This window comes from Lysobacter sp. DMC104, assembly GCF_056313665.1.
The window spans coordinates 88,380-100,467 of record NZ_JBQUZW010000011.1; the positions used below are offsets into that span (position 1 = coordinate 88,380).

General features: G+C 71.1%; 10 protein-coding genes. 4 read left to right on the top strand and 6 right to left on the bottom strand.

Translation table 11 applies throughout. The features are described 5' to 3' along the window. Positions 1 to 211 precede the first annotated feature (211 nt). The 4 genes from ACT53R_RS14595 to ACT53R_RS14610 form a co-directional block, all read right to left on the bottom strand. A complete protein-coding gene (locus tag ACT53R_RS14595; protein ID WP_476172625.1) occupies positions 212 to 1,123 on the bottom strand; it encodes a hypothetical protein in 912 nt (303 codons plus the stop codon). A gap of 90 nt (positions 1,124 to 1,213) precedes the next feature. Next, positions 1,214 to 2,137, bottom strand: coding sequence for an NAD(+) diphosphatase (gene nudC / locus ACT53R_RS14600; RefSeq protein ID WP_476172626.1), 924 nt, complete (start codon positions 2,135 to 2,137; stop codon positions 1,214 to 1,216). A gap of 8 nt (positions 2,138 to 2,145) precedes the next feature. After that, positions 2,146 to 2,517: an iron-sulfur cluster insertion protein ErpA gene (gene erpA / locus ACT53R_RS14605; RefSeq protein WP_476172627.1), complete on the bottom strand. Its 372-nt coding sequence runs from the start codon at positions 2,515 to 2,517 to the stop codon at positions 2,146 to 2,148. Between the two features lie 47 nt (positions 2,518 to 2,564). Beyond that, complete coding sequence (locus ACT53R_RS14610) at positions 2,565 to 3,953, bottom strand: DUF6776 family protein (RefSeq protein ID WP_476172628.1); 1,389 nt, start codon at positions 3,951 to 3,953, stop codon at positions 2,565 to 2,567. 131 nt (positions 3,954 to 4,084) lie between these two features. Between ACT53R_RS14610 and ACT53R_RS14615 the strand changes: the two genes are divergently transcribed. The 4 genes from ACT53R_RS14615 (at position 4,085) to ACT53R_RS14630 (ending at position 10,142) form a co-directional block, all read left to right on the top strand. Beyond that, complete coding sequence (locus ACT53R_RS14615) at positions 4,085 to 4,720, top strand: DUF4126 domain-containing protein (protein WP_476172629.1); 636 nt, start codon at positions 4,085 to 4,087, stop codon at positions 4,718 to 4,720. Positions 4,721 to 4,809: 89 nt separating this feature from the next. Then, a complete protein-coding gene (locus ACT53R_RS14620; RefSeq protein WP_476172630.1) occupies positions 4,810 to 6,681 on the top strand; it encodes an EAL domain-containing protein in 1,872 nt (623 codons plus the stop codon). Between the two features lie 148 nt (positions 6,682 to 6,829). Continuing rightward, complete coding sequence (locus ACT53R_RS14625) at positions 6,830 to 9,439, top strand: ATP-binding protein (RefSeq protein ID WP_476172631.1); 2,610 nt, start codon at positions 6,830 to 6,832, stop codon at positions 9,437 to 9,439. Between the two features lie 253 nt (positions 9,440 to 9,692). Next, a complete protein-coding gene (locus tag ACT53R_RS14630) occupies positions 9,693 to 10,142 on the top strand; it encodes a CZB domain-containing protein (RefSeq protein WP_476172632.1) in 450 nt (149 codons plus the stop codon). Positions 10,143 to 10,180: 38 nt separating this feature from the next. Here ACT53R_RS14630 and ACT53R_RS14635 read toward each other — a convergent pair whose 3' ends face one another. Next, entirely contained in the window at positions 10,181 to 10,768 is a 588-nt protein-coding gene (locus ACT53R_RS14635) for an RNA pyrophosphohydrolase (protein ID WP_476172633.1), read from the bottom strand. A gap of 118 nt (positions 10,769 to 10,886) precedes the next feature. Continuing rightward, entirely contained in the window at positions 10,887 to 12,086 is a 1,200-nt protein-coding gene (gene prpF, locus ACT53R_RS14640) for a 2-methylaconitate cis-trans isomerase PrpF (RefSeq protein WP_476172634.1), read from the bottom strand. Positions 12,087 to 12,088: the final 2 nt, after the last annotated feature.

The window sequence follows — 12,088 nt, forward strand, 5'->3', positions numbered from 1 at the left end:
TCGTCGCGCCTTGTCCAGCCTTCGGGTGTTGAAAACCAGCGCTCCCGCAGAAAGCGAATCAGAATTCGCGCGCGGCAATGCCGCGCAAGCGACCACCTCGATCAACGGGACGATGCCGTCCATGGCGCCGTGCTTCGGGCTTCGGATCGCCCGGCTCGCACCTCCTTGTGCGGACGTTCGCCGACGCGCGCGGCAATGCCGCGCAAGCGCGTCAGCTCACCCAGCCGGCGACGACGAACAGGGCGAGGATCACCAGCCACAGCAGCAGGGTGCGCCAGACCAGGCTCATCGCGTCGCGCAGCTCGGGCAGTTCGCCCAGTTTCGCCCAGGCGTTGCCCGGGGACGCGCCTTCCTCGATGAATTCCTGCGCTTCCTCGGCGATTTCGCCGCGCACGCTGGCGCGGGCGGCGGCACCAAGGTGCGCGTGGTCGAGACGCCACGACGCCCCGCCCCGCTCGCGCCACACGCCGAGCACCGTGTCGAAGTTGCCGACCAGCGCCAGCGAGAGCGTCATCGCCTGCGCCACCGGCCAGTTCATCAGTGCGAACAGGCGACGCGCGCCCTCGCGGGTCCCTTCGGGCAGCACGGTGGCGGCTTCGTCCTCGGCCGACAGCGCGGCGAGGCGGTACAGCACCGCACCGGTGGGTCCCAGCAGGAGGAACCACGCCAGCACGCCGAACCAGCGCCGCAGCGCGCCGGCGAACACGCCTTCGACCAGCACACCGGCATCGGCGGCATCGCCGACGCAGGCCGGTGACAGGCGCGCAGCCGCGTCGCGGCGCGTGGCACCGTCGGCGGCGTCGACGACGGCGGCGACATCGGTATCGAGATCGCGCGGCCCCCAGGCCCAGAACAGCACGGCCAGCGCGAACAGCAGGCCGAGTACGCCGGCCAGCGGCGTGTGCAGCGCCCATTGCAGCAGCGCGACCAGCAGCACCGGCGGCAGCACCGCCAGCAGGATCCCGCCGCGGCCGCGCCAGAACGCCGGCCGCGACGCCAGTTGCGTCGACAGCCAGCGCAGCCAGTGCGGATAGGCCTCATGGCGACGCACCGCCGCGGCGAAGCCGGGCGCGAGGTGCCCCAGCGCCAGTGCGAAGATGACGGCGATCAGGGTCGCGGACATGGCCGCAGTCTAACAGTCCGCCCGAAAGCGGCCCGGGGTCGGATCAAACCGCGCGCACCGCGCATCGATGCGTCCACGGCGATCGCGGCGTCAGCCGGCGGCCTCGGCATGCCAGCACTCGATCAGCCAGCGCGAGATCGAGACCGACGGCGACAGCAGCAGGCCGTCCGGGCCGCTCTCGCCGCGCAGCGCGGCGCCGACTTCGTCGCGCGAATACCAGCGGACGTCTTCCAGTTCCTGGTCGGCCTGCGGCGGATCGGGTTCGGCCTGCGCGACGAAGCCCAGCATCAGCGACGACGGGAACGGCCACGGCTGCGACGCCAGGTAGCGGCTGGACCGCACGCGCACGCCGGATTCCTCCATCACCTCGCGGGCGACGGTCTGCTCCAGCGTCTCGCCCGGCTCGACGAACCCGGCGAGCGTGGAATAGCGCCGCGCCGGCCAGCTGGCCTGCCGGCCCAGCAGCAGGCGCTTGCCATCGGTGACGGCGACGATCACCGCCGGATCGGTGCGCGGGTAGTGATCGAGCCCGCAGGCGTCGCAATGGCCCTGCCAGCCGCCGCGCTCGAAGCGCAGCGCGCCGCCGCAGGCGCCGCAGAACCGGTGTCGCGCGCGCCAGTGCAGCACCGCGCGGGCCTGCGCGAACAACGTCGCTTCGAACGCCGGCCACTGCGAGGCGGCGGAGCGCAGATCGATGCGACCGTCCTGCGCGCCCGGGGCGTTGAACGCAGCCGGCGCGGCAGCGCCTGTGCCGGCATCGCCGACGCAGGCGAACCACGCCGCATCGCCCTGCATGCCGAGGAAGATCGCGTCGTCGGGCGTGTCCACCAGCGTCCGGCCTTCGGGCGCATCCAGTTCACCGTTCGCGTCGACGCGGGTGCGGCCGTCGGCATCGACGATCACCACGCGGGCGTCGGGCCAGTAGGCACGGAGGGCATCGGGCTTGTCGCGCAAGGCGTCGGCGCGGTCCAGCGCGCCTTCGACGAAGGCGAAACGGGGCGGGATCGGCGGCATCGCGGGCCTCAGGCGCTGAAACTGCTGCCGCAGCCGCAGGTGGTCTTGGCGTTCGGATTGCGGATCACGAACTGTGCGCCGTGCAGGCTTTCGGTGTAGTCGACCTGCGCGCCGACGAGGTACTGCAGGCTCAGCGGATCGACGACGAGGGTGACGTCGTCGGTGACCAGCGCAAGGTCGTCCTCGTTCAGCTGGTCGTCGAACTCGAAGCCGTACTGGAAGCCGGAACAGCCGCCGCCCTGGATGTAGACCCGCAGCTTGAGCGCGGGATTGCCTTCCTCACGGATCAGTTCGCGCACCTTGGCGGCCGCGGCGGCGGTGAAGTCGATCGGCGCCGGCGCGTCGTCGGCAGCGGGCGGGAGGGTCACGGGCATGTCCATCGCGACAGGATGCGGCGCGCCGGGCGCGGGTTCAAGCGCGCCGGCGCTCATCCGCCCGAGACGGAATGCAGTGTTTCAGGCCACGGGAAGGACTGCTCGACCGCCGCCCCGCCCTGCGGCACCAGCCGCACCGTCACCCGCAGCGGCTTGAAGTCGGCCGGCAGCAGGATCTCGCCTTCCAGCTGCTGGAAATACTTGAACGAGTACTCGGCGCCCGGCGCGTTCGGCTGCTTGCGCAGCGTCGTCCACGACAGCCGCTCCATGCGGTCACGGCGGGTGCCTTCGATCGACAGCGTCAACCGGCCGCTGTTCACCGCGCCGCGATTGACGTTCTGGGTGAGCGTGGCGACGAAGTGCCAGGCATCGCCGTCCTGCCGGCGCATCTCGAGATCGTGCACGCTCAGGCCGCGGCGCTGGCCGGTGGCGCCGACGAAACGCTCGTAGAAGGCGATGTCGGCGCGCAGGCTGGCGATTTCCTCGTCACGCTCGGCGAGTGTGCGCTCCAGGTCGCGGTTGGCGTCGCGGCTGATCTGGTCGGAGCGGCGCAGGGTCGACACTTCCTGGCTGAGGCGATCGCTGCGCGTGCGCAGCGCGGCGAGGCTGCCGCCGCTGCCGTCGCCGCCGGCGAAGAAGACGGTCCACACGCCCCACAGGCCGAACCCGAGTGCCGCCACGAACAGGCCGACCGCGAGATAGACCCAGTGGTGCGGCACCGGGGCATGCGGCGCCGCGGGTGTGGCCGGCCGCGCGGGCGGCGGCGCATGCCCGGAGCCGAACGCATCGTCGTGCGACGCGACACCGTCGCCTTGCTGATCGTGGAGGACCTCGCCGTCCTCGTCCCGGTACGCGGGCGGCGGCGTCTCCGGCCCATCGCCCACCACCGTCCACGCCGACGTGACGTCGTGCCAATCGGAGATCGGGGGGGGCGGCTCGGCTTCGGGCGGGGCTTCGGTGTCGACGGGAGGCTCTGCCGCGATCTCCGGGGCGGATTCGACGTCGATCGCGTGGACGAGGACGGCCGGGGGCTCGACGGCATCGCCCTTCTCGATGGTGACGGGCGCCTCGGCTGCCGGCCTCTCGACCGGCGCGTCCGCGACGCCTTCCGGCGCTGCCGCCTCTGCAGACGCGGCCGATGCCGCCTTCCCGCCCCGGCGTTTAGACGGCGCCTGCGCAGGCGCGGAGGCTGTCAACGGCGGGGATGTCCTGGCACGGCCACCGCGGCGGCGCGGCCCCTTCGCGACGGGCGTCGCCGCACCATGGGCCTCGACGCCCGGGGCCCCGGCTTCCGCGGCCTCCGCGTCGAGCGCTTCGGGATCGGGATGCAGCGCCTGTTCGAGGATCACCTGCACCGCCGGCTCGGCCGACGCAGGCGCCGACGACGCCTTGCGGCGGCGCTTGCGACGTCGGGGGGCAGTGGTGTCGGACGGATCGCTCATCGCCGTCCATCCTAACCGGACGACCTTAAGGCTGCGTCAAGCCGGCGCACTGATACTCTGCGCCCGTGCGGCCGGACCGGCCGCCACCGCGCCCGGCCGCGTCGCCGCCGAGAGGGTCGGGGGAACCATCCATGTCCGAAGCCCATGTGTTCGCGATCGGCATCCTGCTGGCCTGGTTGGCCGGGGTGCGTGCGTATCTCACCGTGTTCGGCGTCGGCATCGCCGGCTACTTCGGCTGGCTGGACCTGCCGCCGGCGCTCGAAGCCACCACCTCGCCGTGGGTGCTGGGCGTCTCCGGCGCGCTGGCGGCGGTGGAGTTCTTCGCCGACAAGATCCCGGGCGTGGATTCGGGCTGGGACCTGCTGCACACCCTGCTGCGGATCCCCGCCGGCGCCTTCCTCGCCGCGGCGGCGATGTCGCCCGACGGCCACCTCGCCGGCGGCATGCTGGCGGCCGGCGCCGGCGCGGCGCTGACCAGCCATGCCATCAAGGCCGGCACCCGCGCGCTGCTCAACACCTCACCCGAACCGGTCAGCAACTGGACCGCTTCGGTGGTGGAGGACACGGTCGTGGTCGGCGGCCTCGCGCTGGTCTGGGCGCATCCGTGGATCGCGCTGACCGTGGTCGTCGGCAGCGGCCTCGCCATCGGCCTCGTCGTCTGGTGGCTGTGGCGCACGGTGTACCGCGGCGTGTCACGCCTGCTTTCGACCGGTGCGTCGCCGGGGACGGCCGTTTCCGCATCCGACGGCACCGATCCGTTCCGCTGAAGGACGCGCGCCGCCGTCCATTTCCCGCGGAACGGCGCTTCCCATCCCCGGGCGAACCCGCATAATGCGGGTTCACGTCCGGAGTTGCGATGTCCTTCATTCCGCCTGACCGTTCCACTGTTGCCGGCGCCCCTTCGGGCGGCGGCAACGGGACTGTCCGGGCCGAAACGCCGCCGGCCGGCTACTGGCGCCGCTGGAGCGCCGACGCGCCGCCGCCGGAAGCGGTCGCCACCGCGCAGGCGGCGGTGGCCGAAGCCGCGCCCGCCGACCTTCCGCCGCAGGTGGTGCCGACCGAACAGGGCGAACCGCCATACCGCATCCTGATCGTCGAGGACGACCGCAGCCAGGCCCTGTTCGCGCAGAGCATCCTCAAGGGCTCGGGCATGGACACCGAGGTCGTGGCCATGCCCGGCGAGGCGATGGCGGCGATGGATCGCTTCCAGCCCGACCTGCTGCTGATGGACCTGCACATGCCGGGCATGTCCGGCACCGAGCTGACGACGAAGATCCGCACCCACGGCGCCTACGCCCACATCCCCGTGGTGTTCCTGACCGGCGACACCGATCCGGAACGCCACCTCGAAGTGCTCGACAGCGGTGCCGACGATTACCTCAGCAAGCCCGTCCGCCCGCGCCACCTGATCGCGGCGGTGCAGAACCGCGTGCGCCGCGCGCGTGCCCTGCGCCAGCAGCGCGAACAGGAAGTGCGCCGGCATCCGGCCACCGGCCTGCTGACCCGCAACTACATGCTGCAGCAGCTGTCGCTGGCGTTCCCGCAGCAGACCTCCGGCGCCGTGCATTTCGTGGTGATCGAAGGCACCTCGGCGCTGCGCGACCACTACGGTTACGCCGCGCTGGACGCGATCCTGACCGAGGCCGGCAAGCTGGTCGCGGCCATCGCCGGCGAGCGCGCCGCCTCGCGGCTCAACGACAACACCTTCGTCGTCTACTGGCCCGGCCTGCCGCCGGATCGCCAGGCGGTGTGGGCGCGGCAGCTGCGCGACGCCTTCCTCGGCCGGACGCTGGAGGTCAACGGCGACACCGTGCGCCTGCGCGCCTGCGTGGGCTATGTCGACCTGGCCCACGGCTTTCCCGATGCCGGTGCCGCGCTCGGGGCGGCCGAAGAAGCGCTGCGTCTGGCGCGCGCCGAATCCACCGGCATCGCCGCCTACCGCCCGCCGGCGGATGCGGTGTCGGAGCAGTCGGCGAAGATGCTGGTGCAGTTGCAGGACGCGCTGACCAACGAACGCCTGGAGCTGGCGTTCCAGCCGATCGTCTCGGTGGTCGGCAGCGAGCAGGAGCAGTACCAGACCCTCGTCCGCCTGCGCGATGCCGAAGGCCGCCAGCACACCGCCGCGGAAATCGTGCCGATCGCCGAACGCGCCGGTCTGGTGCACGAGATCGACCGCCGGGTGATGACCCGTGCCATGGCGATCCTCGGCGAACAGCTGCGCGGCAGCCGGCGCGCCCGGCTGTTCGTGCCGCAGGCCGCGCGCACGCTGGGCCAGGACGGCTACAGCCAGTGGCTGCTGGATGCGATGAAGGACCTCGGCATCGAGGGCCGGCTGCTGGTGGTGGACGTGCGCCTCGGCGATGCCCTCGTCCATTCGGTGCTGCTGCGCGAGTTCTGCGAGCGGATGATGAACGCCGGCGTCCGCCTGTGCCTCAGCCAGTTCCAGTCGAACCCCGAGGCCGACGCGCTGCTGGCCCAGCTGCCGCTGAGCTACCTGCGCCTGTCGCCGCACTACGCCGGCCGGATCGAGCAGCAGGCGGTCCACGACGAGATGCGGATGGTGATCGAGCGTGCCCACCTGCAGGGCCTGCAGGTGATCGGCCAGCACGTCGAGGACCCGCAGACCGCTGCCAAGCTCTGGCTCAGCGGCATCGACTACATCCAGGGCGATCTGGTCCAGCGGGCCGCCGACGCCATGGATTTCGACTTCCAGCACGCCCTGCTGTAGTCCCGGCCGGCAACGGCTGCCCGCAAGTACGCTGGTCAAGCTGCACGGCGCTGGGGCATCATCGGCGTTCCGGCCCCGTGCCGGAAGGGAGCATCGCGGCCCCGGAAGGACCCCGATGCCGATGCCGCTACAGCCCAGGTGCCGTGCCTTGAATCCCCCGAAGCCTTCGCTGCTGACCTTCCGCTGGCTGGCGCTGGCGACCGCGCTCGGCGCCGTCCTGGTCCTCGGCCTGCATTTCATCACCCCCGGTGGCCCGTGGCTGATGATCGGCATCGCCCTCGTCCTGATCACTGCCGGGATCGCCGGCTATCTGGCCTATGCCTCGCGCAACTACGAGCGCCACATGCGCGAAGCGGCCGAGATCGCCGCGCGCAGCGACGCCGAACGCGCCGAGCTCGAGCTCGAGCTCCAGCGCCGCAGCACCCTCGAACAGCAACTGCGGCAGGCCAAGCAGGACGCCGAATCGGCAGTGATGGCCAAGGGCGAGTTCCTGGCCACGATGAGCCACGAGATCCGCACCCCGCTCAACGGCATCGTGCCGATGCTGGACCTGCTGATGCATGCGCGGCTGCCGGCCGACCAGGCCGAGATGGTGCACACCGCCTTCCTGTCGTCGCAGCAGATGCTGCGCATCGTCGACGACATCCTCGACTACTCGAAACTGGAAGCGTCGAAGCTCCAGCTCGAATCCACCACCTTCAACCTGCGCGACACGCTGGAATCGGTGATCCAGCTGATGGAGCGGCCGTCGCAGAGCAAGGGCCTGCGCCTGAACCTGCAGATCGATCCGTCGGTGCGGCTGCCGGTGCGCGGCGACCCGGTGCGCCTGCGCCAGGTGCTGAGCAACCTGATCAGCAACGCGGTGAAGTTCACCGAACGCGGCGGCATCACCGTCACCGTGCGCAAGATCGGCGAGACCAGCGCCCAGCACCAGCTGCGCTTCGAGGTCCGCGACACCGGCATCGGCATCCCGCAGGCGGCGCAGGAGCGGCTGTTCCAGGCCTTCAGCCAGGCCGACGCTTCCACCACGCGCCTGTACGGCGGCACCGGCCTCGGGCTGGCGATCTCCAAGCGCATCATCGACCTGATGGGTGGCCGCATCGGCGTGGAATCCGAATCCGGGCAGGGATCGACGTTCTGGTTCGAGGTGCCGCTGCTGAAGGTGCAGGGCGACATCAGCACCACCCGCCCGGTCGAACCCGGCAACGGCCGCGTGCTGCTGCTGACCGGCGACCAGCGCCTGCGGCTGCGGCTGAGCATGCTGCTGCCCAACTGGGGCCTGCGCATCACCGCGGTCGAGACCACCCAGGAAGCGCTGGAACGCATCCGCGGCGCCCTGCACCAGGGTCCGACGTGGGCATTCACGACCGTGCTGGCCGACCTGAGCAGCGTGCGCAGCACCGCGGTCGCCCTGCTGCGCAACCTCGAACGCCAGAACACCTACGGCCAGGTCCGCCTGGTCTGCCTGCAGGGCGACGAACCCGCGCCCGAGGAACTGATGCAGGCGGCGACCGTGCTGCCGCGGCAGTCACCGGATGCCGACCTGCGCGCCGCGCTGATCGGCGCCACGCCGGAGTCCGGCAGCGGATCGCAGGCCGACACCATGCCGGTCTTCGTCGAAGGTGGTGCGCCGCTGGCGATCGAATCGTCGCTGCCGATGCCCTACGAAACCGCCGGCGCGCCCGCCCCGGCACCGGCCGCGCCTGCGCCGGCCGCGCCGCAGGAAGACGAGCCCATGCCGGCGCGTCCGATGCGGGTGCTGCTGGTCGAGGACAACCCGGTCAACCTGATGGTCGGCCAGCGCCTGCTGGGCGTGCTCGGCACCTCCTGCGACAGCGCCACCAACGGCGAGGCCGCGCTGCTGCGCATGTCCGCCTCGCGCTACGACCTGGTCCTGATGGATTGCCAGATGCCGGTGATGGACGGCTACACCGCCACCCGGCGCTGGCGCGAACACGAGGCCGTGACCGGCGGTCGGCGCCTGCCGATCGTCGCCATGACCGCCAATGCCATGGCCGGCGACCGACAGAAGTGCCTCGACGCCGGCATGGACGATTACCTCGCCAAGCCGGTCACCCGCGGCGAACTGGAACGCTGCCTGTTCCATTGGCAGCAGGTGTCCGGCCAGCAGGCCTCGGCCGAACGCGCCGGTGCCGCCGCTGCGGCGACCCCTGCCGCAGCGCCCGCCCCCGCCGCCCCGGCGGCGACGCTTGCGCCCTCGTCGCCCGACGCCACTCTCGAAGCCGCCGCCAACCGCCCCGTGTTCAACTCGAATCCGTTCCTGCCGCCCCCGCCGACGGCCACCAAGCCGGCCCAGCAGCCGCCCGCCGCCGCCCCGACGCCCGCACCGCCTGCGGCACCCGCCCCGGCGCCGGCCGCTGCGGCACCCGCGGAACCGCCGCCGCCGATCCTCGACGACAGCGTGCTGGAAGAACTGCGCAGCATCCTCGGCACCGAGGTCGACCGCCTGATCGAAGTCTTCCTCGACGACAGCCCGCGGCTCATCGCCGCGCTGGAAGTCGCCGCGTCCGGGCCGGATCTGGACATGCTGCGCAACGCCGCGCACACACTGAAGTCCTCCAGCGCCAACCTCGGCGCGATGGCCCTGTCCAACGCCGCCCGCAAGGTCGAGCTGGGCGCCCGCTCGCAGACGCTCGAACGCCCGGCGGTGGCCGTGGCCCTGATCGCCAACGAATTCGCCCGCGCCCGCCAGGCCCTGCGCGCCAGCATGGCCAAGAGCGCCTCCCAGCCGGGGTGAGATCCCCGGTCCGGGGGGGGGGGGGGCGGGCCGATACGGTCGGCTCAACACCTGTCAATTGACGCGCAACGGCAGCCAAGTTGGACCGACGTCACATTAAGACGCGCCTCGCGCGGCACCTCGATCGTTCTAGACCATCGAAAGCAACGCTTCCCATTGATTCCCCGAAGCCCGTTCGCGTGCCCTGCGGCACGACAACGGGCACGCTTCTTGCCTGTGATGGCTCAGACATCCATTCAGACAAGGGGACCTCATGGGATTTCTGGATTTCTTCAAGTCGTTCGGGTCGAAGTCCGAGCGTGACAAGGCCCAGCAGGACGTCAGCAAGGCGCTGACCTCGCTCGACATCGACGTGGCGATCGGCGCGCACCAGAACTGGAAGGATCGTCTGGTGATCTACCTCGACGGCAAGTCGACCGAAGACCTGCGACCCGAAGTGATCTGCCACGACGACCGCTGCGACCTCGGCAAGTGGATCCATTCCGACGGCCAGAAGCAGCTCGGCCAGTACGCGATGTTTTCCGAGCTGCGCGCGGTCCACAAGATGTTCCACCAGCAGGCGTCCAGCGTGGTCGCGCTGCACCAGTCCGGCAAGCGCACGGACGCCAAGGCGCTGCTCGAGGGCGACTACAGCAAGACGTCGGAGCGGATCATCCGCCGGCTGAAGGATCTCAAGCTGCTGAACGAAAGCAGCGGCGGCTGATCCGCCGCGCAGCCACGGCCCGGCGGCGCAACGCGCACTCAGCCCGGGCCGGATTCCCGCCCCGTCGCCGGCCTGGATGCCCCGCGCCGGCGACCGCGGGGACGCATCCACCGCATCGAATCACCGCCCAGCGGCGGGATCGCCTCACCCGCCACCTGGCGCGCGTACGGTGCCAGGTGGTGCAGCGCGTGGGCGTAGACCGAGCGCTTGAAGTTCACCACGTGCTCGATCGGATACCAGAAATCCACCCAGCGCCAGTGGTCGAATTCCGGCGAGTCGGTGAGGTCGAGCTTCAGGTCGCTCTCGCTGCCGGTGAAACGCAGCAGGAACCACACCTGTTTCTGGCCGATGCAGACCATGCGGTCGTTGCGACGCACCGCGCGCGACGGCAGCCGGTAGCGTAGCCAACCGGGCGTGGAGCCGATCACGTCGACGTGCTCGGGCAGCAGCCCGGTTTCCTCGCGCAGTTCGCGGAACATCGCCTCGGTGGGCGTCTCGTCGCTGTTCATCCCGCCCTGCGGGAACTGCCAGCCGTCGCGGCGGACGCGACGGGCCCAGAACACCCGGCCATCCGGGTGCATCAGGACGATGGCGACGTTCGGTCGATAACCGTCCGGATCGATCACGATGCGGACTCCTGACTTGTTGGCCCGAGGGCCGCTGTCACCGACTGTGCCACGACCGGCGGACGTCGACAACCCGCCCCTTCGACCGAGGCGGAACGCCCGATCCATCCACGCACGATCAGCCGGGCAACGTCTCCGCCGGCACCCGCACCGCGCCTTCCATCAGCACGCGCGCGCTGCGGCTCATGACCGCCTTGCGCACCACCCACTGGCCGTCGACCTGCGCCGCCTCGGCGCCCACGCGCAGCGTGCCGGACGGATGCCCGAAGCGCACCGCGGTGCGCGCACCGCCGCCGGCCGCCTCGCTGACCAGCGTGCCGGGGATCGCCGCCGCGGTGCCGATCGCCACCGCCGCCGTGCCCATCATCGCGTGATGCAGCTTGCCCATCGACAGCGCGCGCACCAGCAGGTCGATCTCGCCCGCGGCGATACGCTTGCCGCTGGAGGCCGTGTAATCAGCCGCCGGCGCCACGAACGCCACCTTCGGCGTGTGCTGGCGCTTCGGCGCCTCGGACACGTCCTGGATCAGCCCCATGCGCACCGCGCCGTGCGCGCGGATCGACTCGAACATCGCCAGCGCCTTCGCGTCGCCGTTGATCGCGTCCTGCAGCTCGGCGCCGGTGTAGCCGATGTCGGCCGCACGCACGAACACGGTCGGGATGCCGGCGTTGATCATCGTGACCTGCAGCGTGCCAATGCCCGGCACGTCGAGATCGTCGACCAGGTGGCCGGTCGGGAACATGCTGCCGCCACCCTCGCCTTCGCCCTCGTCCGCGGGATCGAGGAACTCCAGCACGATCTCCGCCGCCGGGAAGGTCACGCCGTCCAGCTCGAAATCGCCGGTTTCCTGCACCTCGCCGTCGACGATCGGCACGTGGCAGACGATGGTCTTGCCGATGTTCGCCTGCCACACGCGCACCGGGAACGTCCCGTTTTCCGGCAGTCGCGCCTTGTCGATGAACCCGTTGGCGATCGCGAACGGACCCACCGCCGTCGACAGGTTGCCGCAGTTGCCGCTCCAGTCGACGAACGCGGTGTCGATCGACACCTGGCCGTAGAGATAGTCGACGTCGTGGTCCGGCCGGCTGCTGCGCGAGATGATCACGCACTTGCTGGTGCTCGACGTCGCCCCGCCCATGCCGTCGGTGTGCTTCGCGTACGGGTCCGGACTGCCGATGACGCGCATCAGCAGCGCATCGCGCACCGGCCCCGGCGCACGCGCAGCCTCCGGCAGGTCATCGAGCCGGAAGAACACGCCCTTCGACGTGCCGCCGCGCATGTAGGTGGCGGGGATACGGAGTTGGGGACGATGCGTCATGG